Genomic DNA, 17,880 nt, shown 5'->3' on the forward strand with positions numbered 1-17,880 from the left:
TCAGCGGGGCTCCGGCGGGCGCTGGCGCGGCATGTTGGGGCGGGTGCCCGGGGGCAGGGGGAACCGCCCGGCGGGGTGGCCGCCCTCCGTCCGGGGCGGCGCGCAGGCCAGCGTCGACTGCATCACCAGCGGCGCGGGCCCCGACCGGAACTCGACCATCCAGTCCGCCGTCTCCGCCCGCACCAGCTCCGTCACGTCCTCCGAGAACCGCCGCAGCACCCCCAGGCACCGTTCCGCCGCCTCGCTCGCCGTGCCCTCCGTCGGGCCCAGCACCTCCCGGATGCTCTCCGCCGCCCAGTCGAACTGGAGCGCCTGCAGACGCCGCTGCACCGCCTGGGCCGTCGCCACGTCCCGCATCCACCCGGAGGTGAAGCCGAAGTACCGGTCGCAGGCCAGGCACGCTGCGGCCAGCAGCAGCGACAGGTACCCCCAGCCCGACGCCCCATCCAGGGCACCGGTCAGGTCCAGCAGCGGCAGCCCGGCGCCGACGGTCGCGCCCAGCGCCGTACCGATCCGCAGGGTCCGGGCGCCCCGGCGCTTCCACGCGCGGCCCTCCAGGTACCAGTCGGCCGTACGCAGCGCATGGCTCTCGACCCAGCGGTAGAGCTCGTCCAGCCGCTCCGCCGGCTCGCCCCAGTCCCCGAGCGGAAAGGGCCGCCCGGTCAGATCGCCACCGGGGCCGCCGTACCGGTCCTGGCTGTCGCCCTCCCCCCGGGCGGGGCCCCCGGGCTGCATCTCCGGCTGGCTCACCGGGGCACTCCTCTGCGCTCTGCGTGACAATCCGTAACGTGCGGGCGGTGCGATGCGCGTGTGCGTACTGGTGCGCATGCCTTTCCTACCGCCGAATGGTGGGCCGGAAGCGCGGAATCCCGGTATTTCCGCCCGCAAGAGGGGCTTGATCAGCTAGGGGGCGCGCCGGGATTCCACCCGAAGGAGTGAAGGCCGGTGGATGGGGCAGACCGTCCGACGACCACGTAGGCTCGGCTTACCGAATACCTGTCGTCGAAATGCCAGGAGTGACCGTGATTCCCGGTGGTGGCCAGCCCAACATGCAGCAGATCCTCCAGCAGGCCCAGAAGATGCAGCAGGACCTCGCCCGCGCCCAGGAGGAGCTGGCGCGGACCGAGGTCGACGGGCAGGCGGGTGGCGGCCTGGTGAAGGCCACCGTGACCGGTGCCGGCGAGCTGCGCTCCCTGGTCATCGACCCGAAGGCGGTCGACCCGGAGGACACCGAGACCCTCGCCGACCTCGTCGTCGCCGCCGTCCAGGCCGCGAACGAGAACGCGCAGGCGCTCCAGCAGGCCAAGCTCGGTCCGCTGGCCCAGGGCCTGGGCGGCGGCGGCATCCCTGGCCTGGGCTTCTAGGCGCCGCCCGGTGCCGGCGGCCGGGCGGGAGGGGACCGGCCCCGGCTCCCGCCCTTCTAACCCGTACGCATTGCAACTACCGTAAGCATCACAGCACTCCACGAGAGGCGTTCCGTTGTACGAAGGCGTGGTTCAGGACCTCATCGACGAGCTGGGCAGGCTGCCAGGCGTCGGTCCCAAGAGCGCCCAGCGGATCGCCTTCCACATCCTGCAGGCCGAGCCCACCGACGTACGCCGCCTCGCCCATGCCCTCCTGGAGGTCAAGGACAAGGTGCGGTTCTGCGCGGTGTGCGGCAACGTCGCGCAGGAGGAGCGGTGCGGCATCTGCAGGGATCCGCGCCGCGACGACGCGGTCATCTGTGTGGTCGAGGAACCGAAGGACGTCGTCGCGATCGAGCGGACGCGCGAGTTCCGTGGGCGGTACCACGTGCTCGGCGGCGCGATCAGCCCGATCGAGGGCGTCGGCCCGGACGACCTGCGGATCCGCGAGCTGCTGGCCCGGCTCGCGGACGGAACGGTCACCGAGCTGATTCTCGCGACCGACCCCAATCTGGAGGGGGAGGCCACCGCGACGTACCTGGCGCGCATGGTCAAGCCCATGGGCCTGAAGGTCACGCGCCTCGCCAGCGGACTTCCCGTTGGCGGAGACCTGGAATACGCCGACGAGGTCACGCTCGGGCGAGCGTTCGAAGGGAGACGACTCCTCGATGTCTGACGCCACACTGCACGCGCATTCGCTGGACCCCGACAGCTTCGCGGTCCAGATCGCCGACTCGATCGAGTCCTTCATCGTCGCCACCACGGAAGTGGCCAAGGGCGACGAACCCGACAGCGCGGTTCCGTTCCTGCTGCTGGAGGTCTCCCAGCTGCTGCTCACCGGCGGCCGGCTGGGCGCGCACGAGGACATCATCCCGGAGGAGCGGTACGAACCGGACACCGGTCCCGACGTGGACGTCGACGAGCTGCGGATGCGGTTCGCGGCCATGCTCGACCCGGTCGACGTCTTCTCGGAGGTCTTCGACCCGTACGAGCCGCGCAAGGCGCCCGTGCCGTGCCGCATCTCGGACAACCTGGCCGACATCGTCATGGACCTGCGCCACGGCCTGGCCCACTACCGGGCGGGCCGCACCACAGAGGCCCTGTGGTGGTGGCAGTTCTCGTACTTCTCCAACTGGGGCCCGACCGCCTCGGCGACCCTGCGGGCCCTCCAGTCCCTGGTCTCGCACGTGCGCCTCGACCAGCCGCTGGAGGAGCTGGACGGGCTCGACACGGACGAGGACCTGACGGAGGACGCCCTCGCGGAGGAGGCGGGCCGGGTGATGGCCCAGGAGATCCTCGGCCCGCTCGGCATGCGCACGGTCAAGTAGCCGCGGCGCGCCCCGGCGGGGGCGGTCGGTGGCGGCGCGACCCGGCGGGGTGACCCGGCACACATTCCGCGTACGCCCCGCGGGGACGGGCAGGTACTGGCGGAGCGGCGTGAAGCGCCCCACGATGATCACGCCGTGAGCGGGACATCTCACGATGTGGTATCGCGGGGGCGTTTCCCGACCGCTCGTTAGACTGAGCTGACCGCAAACGGACTGAGCGAGGAGCGCACGTGGGCCTTGTCGTGCAGAAGTACGGAGGCTCCTCCGTTGCCGATGCCGAGGGCATCAAGCGCGTCGCCAAGCGAATCGTCGATGCCAAGAAGAACGGCCACCAGGTGGTCGTCGTGGTTTCGGCGATGGGCGACACGACGGACGAGTTGATCGATCTCGCCGAGCAGGTATCCCCGATCCCTGCCGGGCGTGAGTTCGACATGCTGCTGACCGCCGGAGAGCGGATCTCCATGGCCCTGCTGGCCATGGCGATCAAAAACCTGGGCCACGAGGCCCAGTCGTTCACGGGCAGCCAGGCGGGCGTCATCACCGACTCCGTCCACAACAAGGCGCGCATCATCGATGTCACGCCGGGCCGGATCCGTACGGCGCTGGACGAGGGCAACATCGCCATCGTCGCGGGCTTCCAGGGCGTCTCCCAGGACAAGAAGGACATCACCACCCTCGGCCGCGGCGGGTCGGACACGACCGCCGTCGCGCTCGCCGCGGCGCTCGACGCCGAGGTGTGCGAGATCTACACCGACGTCGACGGTGTCTTCACCGCCGACCCCCGGGTCGTGAAGAAGGCCCGGAAGATCGACTGGATCTCCTTCGAGGACATGCTGGAGCTCGCCAGCTCCGGCTCCAAGGTGCTGCTGCACCGCTGCGTCGAGTACGCACGCCGTTACAACATCCCGATCCACGTCCGGTCGTCCTTCTCGGGACTCCAGGGCACGTGGGTCAGCAACGAACCGCGAGGGGACCGCAAGGTGGAGCAGGCCATCATCTCCGGTGTCGCCCACGACACGTCCGAGGCGAAGATCACGGTCGTCGGAGTGCCGGACAAGCCGGGCGAGGCCGCCGCGATCTTCCGCACCATCGCGGACAACGAGATCAACATCGACATGGTGGTGCAGAACGTGTCCGCCGCGTCGACCGGGCTGACCGACATCTCCTTCACCCTGCCGAAGGCGGAGGGCCGCAAGGCCATCGACGCCCTGGAGAAGCAGAAGGCCCTCATCGGCTTCGAGTCGCTGCGCTACGACGACCAGATCGCCAAGATCTCCCTCGTCGGCGCGGGCATGAAGACCAACCCGGGGGTCACCGCCGGCTTCTTCGAGGCGCTGTCCGACGCGGGCGTGAACATCGAGCTGATCTCGACCTCCGAGATCCGCATCTCGGTCGTCACCCGTGCCGACGACGTCAACGAGGCCGTCCGCGCCGTCCACACCGCCTTCGGTCTCGACTCCGACTCCGACGAGGCCGTGGTGTACGGGGGCACCGGACGGTGACGAACCGGTGGAGCCGGTGACGCACCGCAAGCCGGCGCTCGCGGTCGTGGGAGCGACCGGGGCCGTCGGCGCGGTGATGCTCCAGATCCTGTCGCAGCACGCCGACGTGTGGGGCGACATCCGCCTGATCGCCTCCCCGGGCTCGGCCGGCCGCAAGCTGGCCGTCCGCGGGGAGGAGGTCGAGGTGCTCGCGCTGTCCGAGGAGGCCCTCAAGGGCGCCGACGTGGCGTTGTTCCTGGTGCCGGAGGCGGTCGCCGCCCAGTGGGCGCCGGTCGCCGCGGCCGGGGGCACCCTGGTGGTGGACGCCTCGCCGGCGTTCCGGGAGGACCCGGACGTCCCGCTGGTCGTCCCCGAGATCAACCGGCACTGCGTACGCGTACGCCCGCGCGGGATCATCGCGTGCCCGGGCGACACCACGCTGGCGCTGATCGTCGCGGTGGGCGCGTTGCACGCCGAGTTCGGTCTGAGCGAGCTGGTCGTCTCCGCGTACCAGGCCGCCAGCGGCGCCGGGCACGGCGGGGTCACCGCGCTGCGCGAGCAGCTGTCGCTGGTCGCCGGTACGGAGCTGGGCACCTGCCCGGGCGACGTGCGCCGGGCCGTCGGCGACGACACGGGGCCCTTCCCCGCCCCGCTCGCGCTGAACGTGGTGCCCTGGTCGGGTTCCCTCCAGGAGGGCGGCTGGTCCTCGGAGGAGCTGCGCGTCCGCGGCGAGACCCGCAGGATCCTGGACCTGCCGGATTTGAGCGTGACGGCGACCTGCGTCCGCGTCCCCGTCGTGAACGCCCACTCGGTTTCGGTGCACGCGCGCTTCGAGCGCGAGGTGTCGGTCGGCCGGGCGCACGAGATCCTGGCGACCTCCCCCGGTGTGGTGCTGTACGACGACCCGTCCTCCGGGGACTTCCCGACGCCGGCCGACGTCGTGGGCACCGACCCGACGTGGGTGGGGCGGGTCCGCAGGTCGCTGGACGACGACCGGGCGCTGGAGATGTTCGTCTGCGGCGACAATCTGCGCAAAGGTGCCGCCTTGAACGCCGTGCAGATCGCCGAGGCGCTGGCCGCCGAGTTCTCGGCCTGATCCCGGCGTAAACGGCGGTGAACGGCTCGTCAGATCTTTGTAGGATCTGTGAACGCCCTGTGATCAAGTCTTCGACCGGTGCCACTTGAACTGGGGCGATGGCATGTTCGACGATGCTTTTCCCCTTGCCGCAACCGGTGGTCGGGCGGGAAGCGTCTATGCGGTCGCCCCTACGTGGCGCTCGTCAATTCGGGGCATTGGGGAAGAGCGGGTACGCATGAGGGCAAACGTCGCACCGTCAAAAGCGGCTGCGTGCGCGTACAACCCTGACGGGGGGAAGCGTGTCCAACAGGCGTGGCAGAGGTACTCGACATCGCAGCGGTGGTTCCGTTCCGCACCCGTGCGGCCGGAGCCGGGACCGGGGCAGGCATGGGCGCGGTGCGCCCGCGGCCCCGTCAGCCCGGCGGCATGCCGGTGATCGCGCCCATGCCCGCTGCTAGGCGTACGACCCGCATCCCGTCCCAGCGCGGTGCCCAGAGCGCCGACGAGACGACGGTGATCGCGGGCACGACCGTCGACCACCTCACCGAGACCTACCGCGCCCACTACCGGTCGCTGCTGGGTCTCGCCGCGCTGCTGCTGGACGACACCGCCTCGTGCGAGGACGTCGTCCAGGAGGCGTTCATTCGCGTCCACTCGGCGCGGCGCCGCGTACGTGACCCCGAGAAGACCCTCGCGTACCTGCGCCAGACCGTGGTCAACCTGTCCCGGTCCGCGCTCCGCCGCCGCATCCTCGGTCTGAAGCTGCTCTCCAAGCCGATGCCCGACATGGCGAGCGCGGAGGAGGGCGCGTACGACCAGCTGGAGCGCGACGCGCTGATCAAGGCCATGCGCGGCCTCCAGCGGCGCCAGCGCGAGGTCCTGGTCCTGCGGTACTTCGCGGACATGACCGAGGCACAGGTCGCGGAGACGCTGGGCATATCGCTCGGCTCGGTCAAGGCGTACGGGTCACGTGGCATCGCGGCGCTGCGCGTCGCCATGGAGGCCACCGCATGACGGAGCACAAGCACGGGTTCGGGCAGGACGGACCCGACGGGCCGGACGGGCCGTTGAACGAGAACGACCGGACTGGGAACGAAATTGTGAACAACGGGCCGGAAAACGATCTCCCGGACCATGACGAGTTCGGCGTCGACGAGCTGGCGCTGCGCCGTATGCTGCACGGCGCGGTGCAGGACCTCCAGCCCGCCGACGGCACCCTGGACCACCTCCGACGGGCGGTTCCCGCCCGGCGCGCGCGCAAACGCCAGGCCCTGGTGGGCGTGGCCGCCGCGGCGCTGCTGTTCGGCACGGCGGTGCCCGCGTTCGTGCATGTCGCGAGCGCCGACGGCACCTCCGACGACCGCCCCGTGAACGCCGGCCACGGCGAGCAGGTCCAGGGCGGCACGGGCGACGAGAGCGGCGGCACGGGAGGCGGACCGGGTGCTCCCAGCTCCGGTACCGGCCGGGGGACGAGCGGCGCCGGCGAGAGCGGCGAGGACACCCCGGCCACGCCCGGCGAGCCCGCGACCGGTACCTCGGACGGCACCGTGGGCGGTACGGCGGCGCCCGACAGTTCGGTGCCGGACACCGTGCCGGTGTGCGAGGCGGGCCAGCTCGGCGTGGCCGCCGCGGAGGCCGGCCGGCCCGATGCCGAGGGCAAGGTGTACGGGACCTTCCGCATCGCCAACGTGTCGGGAACCGACTGCTCGATCACCGGCACCGGCGGCGTGGCCTTCCAGGTGGCGGGTGCGGCCGACGCCGCGAAGATCATGGTCGTCGGCCATGCGGCGGGCGACCCGGCGACCGGGCTGCCCGACCCGTCCCAGGAGTCGTCGGCGCCCCTGCTGCTGAAGCCCTCGAACGCCTACGAGGTGAAGTTCGCCTGGGTGCCGAGCGAGACGTGCCCGGTGAGCGGCGGCGGCAGTGGCGGCACCGGCGGTGCCAACGGCGGCGGCGAACCCTCGCCCGACCCGACGCCGTCCGCGGACGACCAGGCGTCGGACTCGGCCGGTTCGGACACCACGGCGGGCGCGGCGGTCGAGCCGCAGCTCGCCAAGGCGGACGACGGCGAGGGCACCCGCGCGGAGGGTGCCGTCACGGTCACGCACACCGCGGAACCGGGCGCCCCGGCGGCGGAGGCCACCATCCCCAACGCCTGCGCCGGCACCATCTACCGGACCGGCCTGCTGCCCACGCCGTAGGCCCCGGCGGCGCCGGGCGACCGCGCGGGACGAGCCCTCCGAGGGCTCACCGGCGCCACCTCCGGGGCGGCGGTCGCGCCGACGGAAGCCCCGCCCCCCGGCGCCCCGACCCGTTACGCGTGGGCCACCGGCTACCGGCGGGCACCGCCACGCCGTCGCCCGCCACGCGCAGGTCGGCCGCCACCAGCAGGGCCCCGCCACGCGCGGGCCGCCTCACCAGCGGGCACCCGCCACGCGAACCCGCCTCCAGTGGGCGCCGCCGCGCGAACGTCACCCCGCGCTACGCGGACTCCACCGACTCCACCCGCTCCACCGGACCGGTCCCGTCCACCGGACCGGTCCCGTCCGCCGCCGGGCTCGCCGGGGCACCGGCCGGGCTCGCCGGGGCCGGGGCCGGCGCGAGGCCGAGGGCCTCGTCCCGGGCCTGCTCGGCCTCCCGGCGGAACAGGCGGAACCACATGAAGAGCACGAAGCCCGCGAAGACGAACCACTCACCGGTGTACCCGAGGTTCTGGAACGCCTTCAGGTCCAGCCCGCTGCCCTCCGGGGCGGACGCCGGGACGGGGGTCAGGCCCGCCGGGGCGTCCGTCAGGGTCACCCAGGCGTCGTAGACGTCGTCCTGGACGACGTTCACCAGGGACGCCGCGCTGATCATGCCGACCTGGCCCGGCGGGAGGGCGCCCGACGCGTGCACGCCGGCGCTCCCGGTGTGCTCCGAGGCCTGGAGGGCTCCGGTCACCGTGACCTCGCCGGCCGGCGGCGCCGGCACCTTGCCGCCGGCGGGCAGCCACCCGCGAACCACCGGCAGGGACTTCCCGCTCCCGGTGCGCAGCAGCGTCAGGACGTACGAGCCGTCCTCGCCGTCCAGCTGCCGCTCCGGGACCAGGAACTGCGCCCCGTACCGCCCCGTCGCCGTGGCATGGCGCCCCGAGGTCTCCTTGTCGACCGGCAGCAGCTCGTCGAGCGGCGCGGCCTTCACCGAGCCGGGGTCCGGCCGCCGCTCCGCCTCCTGGTGCGAGTCGACGCGGTCCTCGAACCTGCCGAGCTGCCAGGTCCCCATGAAGACGCAGAAGGGGATCGCCAGCACGACGAAGATGTTGATCCCCCACCAGCGGGGCGTCGTCAGGAACCGGTACACACCCCCACGGTACGGAACACCGTCACCTCTCCTCCTCCCGGGTCCCCAGATGCCGGGCCGCGAAGGCCAGCTCCAGCCGCACCTGCTTGATCCGCTCCTCCACCACGAGCGAGCCGTGCCCCGCGTCGTACCGGTACACCTCGTGGACCGCGTCCCTGGCGGCGAGCCGGTCCACGTAGTTGTCGATCTGGCGGATCGGGCAGCGCGGGTCGTTCACGCCCGCCGAGATGTACACCGGCACCCGCACCCGGTCCACGTAGGTGATCGGGGACGAAGCCTCGAACCGCTCGGGCACCTCTTCCGGCGACCCGCCGAAGAGGGTCCGGTCCAGCGCCTTCAGGGCCTCCATCTCGTCGTGGTACGCGGTGACGTAGTCCGCGACCGGGACGGCGGCGATGCCCAGCGCCCAGGACTCCGGCTGGGTGCCGAGACCCAGCAGCGTGAGGTAACCGCCCCAGGAGCCGCCCGTGAGCACCAGCCGGGCGGGGTCGGCCAGGCCGGAGGCCACCGCCCAGTCCCGTACCGCCGCGATGTCCTCCAGCTCGATCAGCCCGACCCGGTGCTTGAGCGCGTCCGTCCACTCGCGCCCGTAGCCGGTGGAGCCCCGGTAGTTGACCCGGACCACCGCGTAACCGTGGTCCACCCAGGCGGCGGGGGCGGCGGCGAAGGCGTCGCTGTCGTGCCAGGTGGGACCGCCGTGGATCTCGAACACCGTCGGCAGCGGCCCCTCCGCGCCCGCCGGACGCTGCACGAGCGCGTGGACGCGCCCGCCCGGCCCCTCGACCCACACGTTCTCCACCGGCACCGACGCGGGCGCCTCCGGCCCCGGCGGCTCCAGCACGACGCCGCCCGTCGTGGACCGCACCACCGGCGGCCGCTCGGCGGACGACCACAGGTACTCCACGGCCCCGTCCGGCCGCGCCGTCGCACTCGACACCGACCCGGCCGGGGTGTCGACCCGCACCAGCCGGCCGGTGGCGATCTCGTACCGCCACAGCTCGCTGCGCGCCTCGAAGCTGTGCACGACCAGCAGCCCGGACCCGTCCGGGTACCACTCGGCCGACACGTCGCCCGGGAGGTCCAGCCGCAGCTCCGTCTCGGCGCCGGACGCCACGTCCCACAGCAGCGGCTCCCAGCGCCCCCGCCGCTGGTGGCACACGAGCAGCCGGGTGTCACCGTCCACCGGCGCGAACCCGAGCACGCTCAGCCCCAGCGCCTCCGTCCCGCCCCGGGTGTCGTCCAGCTCGGCCACCACGGTGCCGTCCGGCCGGACCACCCGCAGCGCCGCGTGCATGGCGTCGCCGTGCTCGGTGTGCTCGACCGCGATCAGCGTCCCGTCGTGCGACAGGTCCCCGACGCCGGCCGACTCCCGGTGCCGGTAGATCTCCACCGGCGGCAGCCCCGGCCGTACGACATGGATCGTCGAGCCGTCCTCGTCCGTCGACCGCCCGACCACCGCCGTGCCGTCCCGCCCGATCGCGAGCCCCGCCGGGTACGAGGGCCGAAGCCCCGGCGCCGCCGGCTCGTCCTCCCCGCCGGCGAACGGCTGGCGCATCCACACCCCGAACTCGTCGCCGTCGGTGTCCGAGAACCACCAGATCCACTCGCCGTCCGGCGACAGCACCCCGTCCGTCGTGCCGTTCGGCCGGTCGGTGACCTGCCGCTGCTCGCCGGTGTCCCGGTCCCACGCGTACAGCTCGTACGTCCCGGTCGCGTTGGACACGAACAACGCCCTGCCCGGCGCGTCCCACGCCCACTCGGGAAGGGACACCCGCGGAGCCCGGAACCGCTTCTCCCAGTCGGGCACGGTCTGCGTATCTGTCGGCTCAGTCATGCGTCCATGAAACCCGATCGCCCTGACAATCGGTCCGCCCGGTCCCCAACCTGTGGACAACCTCCGGCGCGGGGCCGGATCCCGCCGACGCACCCCCCCCCAGGGCGGTCAGGGCCCGGCGCCCGCCCTAGCGCTTCCCGGGCGCCACGGGACCGGTGTCCTCGGTGCACAGCGCCCAGATGACGAAGACGGCGACCGCGATCGAGACGATGGCCCACACCGGCTGGTAGGGCAGCCAGATGAAGTTGGCGATCACGGCGAGCGCGGCCAGCGCCACCCCGATCGCCTTCGCCCACTCCGCCCCGCTCAGGATGCCCGCGCCGATGACGGCGACCAGCAGGCCGAGCACCAGGTGGATCCAGCCCCAGGCGCTGACGTCGAACGCGAAGACGTACTGCCCGACGCGCCCGTAGACGTCGTCCTCGGCGATGCCCGCGATGCCCTGGAGCATTCCGAGCACGCCCTCCACCATCATCAGCACACCGGCGAACATGACCCCGCCCGTGGCCCACCCGCCGCGGCCCCGGGACTCGCCGGGAGCGGCGTGATGGGCGTACGCGTGGTGCGCGGAGCCCTGCGGCCCCTCGGACATATCGCTCATCCCCCGAGCGTCCCCGCCCACGCGCCACCCGGCGACCCGACACCTCCGAACGGGCGACCCCACCGACCGCGCGGCCGGCCGGTCACCGGGGGCACGTCGCCCGGACACGACAGGGGATGCCGCCGGGGAATGCGAACCGACGCGGGAATGTCTGTTCGGTCAAATCCGGCTGTGAAGCATGAGAACAGGCCACATCCGGCCCTATCCGTTTTCCGGCGCGCGGCCCGACGGCAACATGGTCGGGCTCGAAAGGCGCGCCGCGCCGCGGAGGGAGATCGTCGGGGGTGCTGGTGAATCAGGCGTGGCCGCCATCCACATTCCTCGGCCGGTTGCGGGACGCGACCCGGGAAGAACTTCTGAGCCAGGGCACCCCCATGGCCTATCCGCCGCATCGCACCCTGCTCCACCAGGGCGACGGGAGCCGGCACGTCCTGCTGCTCACCAGCGGTGTCGTGAAAGTGGTCGCCAGTTCCGAGAGCGGTTACGACATGCTGCTCGCCGTCCGGATAGCGGGCGACCTGGTCGGCGAGATGGCCGCCTTCGAGGAACGCCCCAGGTCCGGCACGGTCGTCGCGTGCGGCGACGTCACCGCGCGGATCATCCAGATGCGGACGCTGGAAAGCTTCCTGTCCCGGCACCCGGACGCCATGCGAGCCGTGCTCCACATGCTGTGCGCACGCCTGCGGTGGGCCAACCGCCGCCGGATCGACTTCCAGGCCTACGACTCGCTGACACGGCTGGCGCGGGTCCTGGCGGAGCTGTGCCAGGCGTACGCCCAGCCCGCGCCGGACAGCGACGGCACCCGGTGCGACCTCGGGGTGACCCTCACACAGAGGGAACTGGCCTCCCTGGCCGGCCTCAAGCTCAACACGGCCGAAAAGAACTTGGCCACGCTGACGGCACAGGGACTGGTGGAGCGCAGCTATCGAAACATAACCATCTGTGACGTTCCGAAGCTGCTCGAATTCGCCAAAGTGGCCGCCGACAACCCGTACTGATACGGGATCACCTCACGCGCCCCCTCCTAATCTCTCGGACAGCACTTCGTGGGCAGTCTCTGCCCACCACCTGCCCAGAGAGGAAATGATCGGGTGGCTGCGTGGCCTGATTTCTATCCCTGCACCTGCATAGCCGTGGACGCGCAAGCCTACGGTCGCCACAACGACCGGAGGCAGTCCGGAATCCAGCACGATCTGCCGCGGCTTCTCGACCGCGCCGCCACGGGAGCCGGTCTGGACCGCGAGCGGTGGCAGATCCAGCGCAAGGGCGACGAGCAGTTGGCGGTCCGGCCCGTCGACGGCCAGGAACCCCGGCTCGTCGACGACTACGTCCGCCACCTCGCCGCCGGGCTGCGCGAGTACAACGCCCAGCGCGTGCCGGAGGCCCGCATGCGGCTGCGGGCGGTCATCCACCAGGGACTGGTGGAACTGGCCGACAACGGCTTCGCGGGGACCGCCGTGGTGGCCACCGCGCGCATGCTGAGCGCACGGCCGCTCTACGACGCCCTGGCCGCGCACCCGGAGGCCGACCTGGTGCTGCTGCTGTCCGACGACGTCTTCCGGTCCACGGTGATGGGCGGCCATACGACGCTGGTCCCCGAGGACTTCACCCGCGTCACCGTCCGGGAGAAGCGGTACGAGGCCCCGGCCTGGCTGCTCGTCCCCACACTCGGCGCCCCGGTCACCGCCTCGCGCGGGCCAGGGTCAGCGGGGACCGGGAGGCCGGCGGGGGACACCGCGGCGGCCCGGCCGGGTCCGGCCTCCGCGGCCGGGGCCGATGACGCGGGTACGGGGGCGGGCGCGGGCACGGGAGCGGGCCCGAACCACGAGTACCGGGCGGACCGGATCGCCGTCACCAACATCACCGGGCCCGTGAACGCCCGGGGCGCCGTCTTCGGCTTCGGGAGCGCCGATGGCTGAGGCACCCGGCCAGGCACCCGGCCCGGGCGACGCACCGGCCGTTCCGCCGGTGCCCCCGGAGCCGGAGATCGGGCCGCTCGGCCGGGACCGTGACCCGAACGGTGACCTGGACGGCGGCCATGACCGTGATCCGGACTGTGATCCGGAGCGTGATCCGGACCGTGATCCGGATTCCGCCCGCGACTCCGGCTCGGACGCGGCCCCCGGACGGCTCCAGGAGCTGGACGAACGCGCGGAGGACGACCGGGGGTACGACGATCTGCGCAGAGTGCACCAGCTCGTCCACAACAACTTCTACGGCGTGGTCGACGCGTCCGGAGCGGCGTTCGGGTTCGGCGCCGTCCCGTCCCCCGGCCTCGCCCCCGGCACCATCGAGCCCGAGGAGGCGGGCCGCGCCCTGCGTTTCCACCTCCCGCCGCAGCCCTGCTTCGACGAGGCGCTGGCCCGCCTTCGGGAGAACGCCCTGGTCGTGCTGACCGGCCAGGACAACTGCGGCCGGAGGGCGGGCTCACTCGCACTGCTCCGGGAGATCCTGGGCGAGGACGCCGGGCTGCGCAGTTTGTCGCCCGCCAACGCCCTGGCCGAACTCGCCCAGTCGAAGGACCTCAGGCCCGGCCAGGGATACGTCATCCTCGACTACGTCGGCGAGTTGAACGTCGAGGCGGTGCAGGCGTACGCGATCGGGCGGCTGAGCGAGGAACTGCGCCGCAAAGGGTCCTACCTGGTGATCACGGCGGGTGAGGCCACCCGTCGGCGGCTCGCGCTGCGGGACCACTGCGTGACATGGCGGGCCCCCGATCCCCTGGAGCTGTTCGAGCACTGCCGGAACCTGCTGCCGCACGCGGACATCGCACCCGAGACGGAGCGGGAGCTGCGGGAGCGGGTCGGCGAGCGGCGGCGGCCGGCGGACATCGTCGCCGCAGCGGTGGCCCTGTCCCGGGAAGGTCCGGAGAAGGCCCTGGACACCCTGCGCGACCGCTGCCGGGAACTGGTCCGGGAACTGTTCCGCAAACAGCCGTCCGCGGACGACCTGATCCCGCTCGCCGCCCTGGCCTTCCTCGAAGGGCTCCCGGAACGGACCTTCGAGAAGGAGTGCGCCGCGCTCGTCGCCCACGTACGCGACTGGGAGCTGAGCCGGGACACACCGGCCGGGGAACCGGACGGCGCGGCGAGGGAGACCGCGCCCGGCGCGGTGGCCCAGCAGTCCCGGGCACGGTGGAAGGAACGGGCGGTGGGACTCGTGACGGTCGAGCGCCGGGCCGGGCCGGGCCGTGACGAAGGACGCAGCGAGCGGCGCCTGGTCTTCACCGACCCCCGGGTCCGAGAGTTCGTCATCGAGGAGCTGTACGACCTGTACGGCTACGAGCTCTGGTACCCCCTGCGACGGTGGCTGGGCGACCTGGCCCTGACGGGCGACCTGGAGACCCGTACGGAAGTGGCCCGCGGCGTCGCGCTGCTCGCCCGGCACGCGCTCGTCGAGGTCGACGAGAACATGCTGACGGCATGGTCCGAGGGGCTCACCAGCCAGCGGGTGACCGCCGCGCTGACGCTGCAGTTCATGTGCGACGTCGAGCACCTCGCCCCGCAGGCCCTGAACATCGCACTGGGCTGGACGCACAACAGCGGCCAGGGCCGCGCCGTGACGGCGGCCATGGCGCTGACGGGCCGCCTGGGCTCCCTCTACCGCCTTGACGCGCTCGGGATGCTGACGTTTCTCACCCTGCGCGGAGAGCGGATCGCGGTGGCGGCCCACCGCTCACTGGTCCTGCTGCTCCAGACCGCCGAGCAGGAGCCGGACCGTGCGGTGTTCATCCTCCGGTACGTGCGGACCGTGCTCGCGAGGACGGCGAAGGGGTCCCGGGAGCGGTCGATCGCCCTGCGGACCGCCCTCCAGCTTGTGGAGGCCGCCGAGCTGAACTCGTCCGAACCCCTCACCGCCGCACTCCTGCGCACCGTCCCGGGCAGCGCCCGCCACCTCGGGTCGCTGTGGGCGGACGTCCTGCACAGCGGCAACAGGAGCCGGGCGGTCCGCGCGCTGTGCCGGACGCTGGTGCAGCTGCGCGACGACCCCTCCGTCACCGGCGCCGTGTACGAGCTCGGCGAGGCCATGCGCGCGGCCATGAGCGGGCGCCAGTGGTCCGCGCTGTGCCACCACCTGTCCATCGCCCTCAGGCACCCCGACTACGCCATCCCCGGCGCCCGCCGACTGGCGCAGGTGCTCATCGGCTCACTGCGCGGGCGAGCGCCGGTGGACTCCGGACGCCTCACCGCGTCCCTCATACCCTCCTCTCCCTTCCTCTCCGCCCAAGGAGGCCGAAGCAAGTGAACTACCCGGTCATCGCCGAGCACATCCTGGCCGCGGTCCAGGGCACCTGGTGGTCCCGGCGCCGGCGCCGCGACGACGTGCCGCAGCTGCCGCCCGGCGCGGTCCACGTCTTCAGGGTCGGCGGCAACTACCGCACGTTCCCCGAGGGCATGGTCTTCGACCCCGCCCATCCCGACGTACTCGACGCCTCCTCGGTGAGCCTGGTCGACACCCGGGCCCGTTTGGTGGAGGTCGAGCGCACGCTCCCGTCGGTCAGCGAGGCGGACAACTTCACGGTCCGGGCGGCGTTCACGTGCCAGGTGACCGACCCGACCGTCATCGCCCGGCAGGGCGTCATCGACGTCACCGTCCCGCTGCGGGCCTACCTGATGGGGGACGGGGACCTGCCGAGGGTGAGCGCCGGACACCGCGTGGAGGAGGTCAACGCGGTGCGGACCCAGGTCGGCCACCGCCTGACCGCGTACAGCGCGATCGTGCCGCCGCGGGTCGCGGGCATGAGCGTCGAGTTCGTCAGCGCGGAGGTGCACGCGTCGGACGACCTGCGCGACTGGGAGCAGAAGCTGCGTGACGAGCGGCGCTCCTGGGAACTCCAGCGCGGACAGCGCGACTTCGAGACCCAGGACGCGCTGCGGATCGCGGAACTGCTCTCCCAGGGGTCGGACCACGTGGACGCCTTCGGCATCGCCCGGAACGAGATCGACGTCACCGAGGCGGCGGCCCGCATCCACCGGGCCACCGTGGAGGAGTCGGGCCGCCGTCACGAGGAGAGGACGTCGGACCGGGCCCACGCACAGGCACGGGAGACGGCGGAGGCGCAGATGCGCCGGGACACCGTACTGACGCTGCTGCGGCAGATGGGCGGCAGCGAGTACGTGGACTACCACCAGGTCCTGGAACAGGTCCTGCGGGAGACGGGCGGCCGGGCCGCGCCCGGCGTCGCCCCCGCCGCCGGCGCTCCCCGCATGGTCGGTGCCGGACCGGAACGCCCCGGGCACGGGACGACGGGCCGGGACGGTACGCGGGACCCGCGGGCGGGCTTCGTCAAGGACGAGGACGATCTCGTTGACTGAGCTGCTGACGAACCACGCGACGATCCCCGGCCCGGTCCATGGACCGGCACCTGGCCAGGGCCCTGACGCCGCTCCCGGCGCCCCTGCTCCGTACGACCGCGTCACCGGCCGCACGACGGGCACCGGCCCCGCCGTCCGCGGCGCCGGCGACGGGTCCCGCGCCGCCCGTGCCGTCCGCCGCCCCGCCGGCTTCGACACCGCACGACGGCTCCGCGTCCTGACCGGCGTGGACGAGGAACTGCTGGCCAGGGTCGGGTACGAGCGGAGCAAGTACACGGCCCTCGGAGGGGTGGTGCTCGGCACGTCCGTCATCGCGGCGTTCTCCATGTGGAACTTCGCGACCGAGGCACTCGGCCGGGTCTCGCTCGTGGCCCTCGTCCCGACGGTCATCTGGATGCTGTTCGTGCTCAACCTGGACCGCTGGCTGGTCACTCCCCAGCCGAACGCGCGGCGACGGGTCGGGCCCCTCCTGATGCGCCTGCTGATCGCCCTGATGCTCGGCGCGGTGATCGCGGAGCCCTTGGTGCTCCGCATCTTCCAGACGGCCATCGAGCAACACGTCGCCGATGAACGCACCGACGCGGTCGACCGGTTGCGGACGAACCTGGTCCGCTGCAACCCCGTACCGTCCACGACGCGGGCCCTCGCCCCGGCGGGGTGCGGTGAGACGTACGTCCTCGTCTTCGGCGCCACGCCCGGTGAGGCGGCCGAGGAACTGGCCGCCCTGCGCTCGGACGCCGCCGTCCTGCAGAAGCGGGTGGACCAGGACACCGCCAGGCTGGAGGCCCTCGACTCCGAGGTGCGGGACGAGTGCCGGCGGCTGATCCGCATGGCCGGGACGAACCTGTATCAGCGGACGTCGGAGTGCCTGCGCCTGCGGGCCAAGGCCCAGGACTACCGCACGACCCACCGCACCGATCAGAACGAGAAGCGGTTGGCCGGCATGAACAGCCGCGTCTCGGAGATCGAGGCCGAGCAGACCGTGTCACGCGGCGCCTTCCTCAAGGCACGGGCCGAGGGCATCGAGCGGAGGCTGGACCAGGAGCGCGCCAAGCAGAAGGAGATCGGGGTCCTGGAGCGCATGCGGGCGCTCGATCAGCTCGCGGTCGGGAACCCGGTGCTCTTCGTGGGCATCTGGCTGGTCCGCCTGCTGTTCGTCCTTCTCGACATGCTTCCCGTGCTGGTGAAGTACCTGAGCGGCGAGTCGGCCTACGACCGGATGCTCACCGGCGCGAGCAACAGCGCGGTCAAGATCCACGAGGAGGAGGTCCGGCTCGCCGAACGCCGGGCCGTGGCGAACCTGGAGATCGCCCGGGACTCCATCGAACAGGAGGTCCGGCGTCACCGCGCCGAGTCCGAGGCGGCGTTCCGGGAGCACACGGCCGAGATGAACATCCGGGTCCGGCAGGCGGTGAACGCCCTGGAGGACGAGATCCGCCGCTCGTCGGCGCTCTGACACATCGACACCGCGGCCGCCCCGCACCCACCGGGGCGGCTGCGT

The 17,880-nt window shown here is 72.5% G+C and carries 16 protein-coding genes; 12 read left to right on the forward strand and 4 right to left on the reverse strand.

Annotated elements, in window-relative coordinates:
• Positions 1-750: an SLATT domain-containing protein gene (locus tag IE109_RS07450; protein ID WP_229890700.1), complete on the reverse strand. Its 750-nt coding sequence runs from the start codon at positions 748-750 to the stop codon at positions 1-3.
• Positions 751-1,022: 272 nt separating this feature from the next.
• On the opposite strand from IE109_RS07450, the gene IE109_RS07455 reads away from it, so the two are divergent.
• From IE109_RS07455 to IE109_RS07485, 7 genes are all read left to right on the forward strand, one after another.
• Positions 1,023-1,364, forward strand: coding sequence for a YbaB/EbfC family nucleoid-associated protein (locus tag IE109_RS07455; protein WP_073756841.1), 342 nt, complete (start codon positions 1,023-1,025; stop codon positions 1,362-1,364).
• Positions 1,365-1,479: 115 nt separating this feature from the next.
• Positions 1,480-2,079: a recombination mediator RecR gene (gene recR, locus IE109_RS07460; protein WP_189549944.1), complete on the forward strand. Its 600-nt coding sequence runs from the start codon at positions 1,480-1,482 to the stop codon at positions 2,077-2,079.
• Positions 2,072-2,731 carry a DUF5063 domain-containing protein gene (locus IE109_RS07465; RefSeq protein ID WP_189549945.1) on the forward strand — a complete coding sequence of 220 codons (660 nt, stop codon included), beginning with the start codon at positions 2,072-2,074 and terminating at the stop codon, positions 2,729-2,731. The genes recR and IE109_RS07465 overlap by 8 nt, the downstream gene beginning before the upstream one ends.
• Positions 2,732-2,961: 230 nt before the next feature.
• A complete protein-coding gene (locus tag IE109_RS07470) occupies positions 2,962-4,233 on the forward strand; it encodes an aspartate kinase (protein ID WP_156693136.1) in 1,272 nt (423 codons plus the stop codon).
• 16 nt (positions 4,234-4,249) lie between these two features.
• Entirely contained in the window at positions 4,250-5,308 is a 1,059-nt protein-coding gene (locus tag IE109_RS07475; protein ID WP_189549946.1) for an aspartate-semialdehyde dehydrogenase, read from the forward strand.
• A gap of 294 nt (positions 5,309-5,602) precedes the next feature.
• Positions 5,603-6,304 carry a SigE family RNA polymerase sigma factor gene (locus IE109_RS07480; protein WP_189549947.1) on the forward strand — a complete coding sequence of 234 codons (702 nt, stop codon included), beginning with the start codon at positions 5,603-5,605 and terminating at the stop codon, positions 6,302-6,304.
• On the forward strand, positions 6,301-7,491 hold the full coding sequence (locus tag IE109_RS07485) for a hypothetical protein (protein WP_229890702.1): 1,191 nt from the start codon (positions 6,301-6,303) through the stop codon (positions 7,489-7,491). Before IE109_RS07480 ends, IE109_RS07485 begins: the two co-directional genes overlap by 4 nt.
• A 280-nt stretch (positions 7,492-7,771) precedes the next feature.
• Here IE109_RS07485 and IE109_RS07490 read toward each other — a convergent pair whose 3' ends face one another.
• The 3 genes from IE109_RS07490 to IE109_RS07500 form a co-directional block, all read right to left on the reverse strand.
• A complete protein-coding gene (locus IE109_RS07490; protein ID WP_189549948.1) occupies positions 7,772-8,629 on the reverse strand; it encodes an SURF1 family protein in 858 nt (285 codons plus the stop codon).
• 22 nt (positions 8,630-8,651) lie between these two features.
• Entirely contained in the window at positions 8,652-10,463 is a 1,812-nt protein-coding gene (locus IE109_RS07495) for a S9 family peptidase (protein WP_189549949.1), read from the reverse strand.
• Between the two features lie 127 nt (positions 10,464-10,590).
• Entirely contained in the window at positions 10,591-11,064 is a 474-nt protein-coding gene (locus IE109_RS07500) for a DUF7144 family membrane protein (RefSeq protein ID WP_373297651.1), read from the reverse strand.
• Positions 11,065-11,438: 374 nt separating this feature from the next.
• Here IE109_RS07500 and IE109_RS07505 point away from each other — a divergent pair, with 374 nt between their 5' ends.
• From IE109_RS07505 to IE109_RS07525, 5 genes are all read left to right on the forward strand, one after another.
• Positions 11,439-12,062, forward strand: a complete 624-nt coding sequence (locus tag IE109_RS07505) for a Crp/Fnr family transcriptional regulator (protein ID WP_229890704.1) — start codon at positions 11,439-11,441, stop codon at positions 12,060-12,062.
• Between the two features lie 135 nt (positions 12,063-12,197).
• Entirely contained in the window at positions 12,198-12,983 is a 786-nt protein-coding gene (locus IE109_RS07510; protein WP_229890706.1) for a hypothetical protein, read from the forward strand.
• Entirely contained in the window at positions 12,976-15,309 is a 2,334-nt protein-coding gene (locus IE109_RS07515) for a hypothetical protein (RefSeq protein WP_189549952.1), read from the forward strand. The genes IE109_RS07510 and IE109_RS07515 overlap by 8 nt, the downstream gene beginning before the upstream one ends.
• Positions 15,306-16,379, forward strand: coding sequence for a hypothetical protein (locus IE109_RS07520; RefSeq protein WP_189549953.1), 1,074 nt, complete (start codon positions 15,306-15,308; stop codon positions 16,377-16,379). Before IE109_RS07515 ends, IE109_RS07520 begins: the two co-directional genes overlap by 4 nt.
• Positions 16,372-17,835 carry a DUF4407 domain-containing protein gene (locus IE109_RS07525; RefSeq protein WP_189549954.1) on the forward strand — a complete coding sequence of 488 codons (1,464 nt, stop codon included), beginning with the start codon at positions 16,372-16,374 and terminating at the stop codon, positions 17,833-17,835. Before IE109_RS07520 ends, IE109_RS07525 begins: the two co-directional genes overlap by 8 nt.
• Positions 17,836-17,880: the final 45 nt, after the last annotated feature.

Source organism: Streptomyces lavendofoliae, from assembly GCF_014649735.1.
GTDB classification, from domain to species: Bacteria; Actinomycetota; Actinomycetes; order Streptomycetales; family Streptomycetaceae; genus Streptomyces; species Streptomyces lavendofoliae.

Coding starts and splice junctions, on each gene's coding strand:
- IE109_RS07465 (WP_189549945.1), top strand. CDS start 2,072: ATGTCTGACGCCACACTGCACGCGCATTCGCTGGACCCCGACAGCTTC.
- IE109_RS07485 (WP_229890702.1), top strand. CDS start 6,301: ATGACGGAGCACAAGCACGGGTTCGGGCAGGACGGACCCGACGGGCCG.
- IE109_RS07495 (WP_189549949.1), bottom strand. CDS start 10,463: ATGACTGAGCCGACAGATACGCAGACCGTGCCCGACTGGGAGAAGCGG.
- IE109_RS07500 (WP_373297651.1), bottom strand. CDS start 11,064: ATGAGCGATATGTCCGAGGGGCCGCAGGGCTCCGCGCACCACGCGTAC.
- IE109_RS07505 (WP_229890704.1), top strand. CDS start 11,439: ATGGCCTATCCGCCGCATCGCACCCTGCTCCACCAGGGCGACGGGAGC.
- IE109_RS07515 (WP_189549952.1), top strand. CDS start 12,976: ATGGCTGAGGCACCCGGCCAGGCACCCGGCCCGGGCGACGCACCGGCC.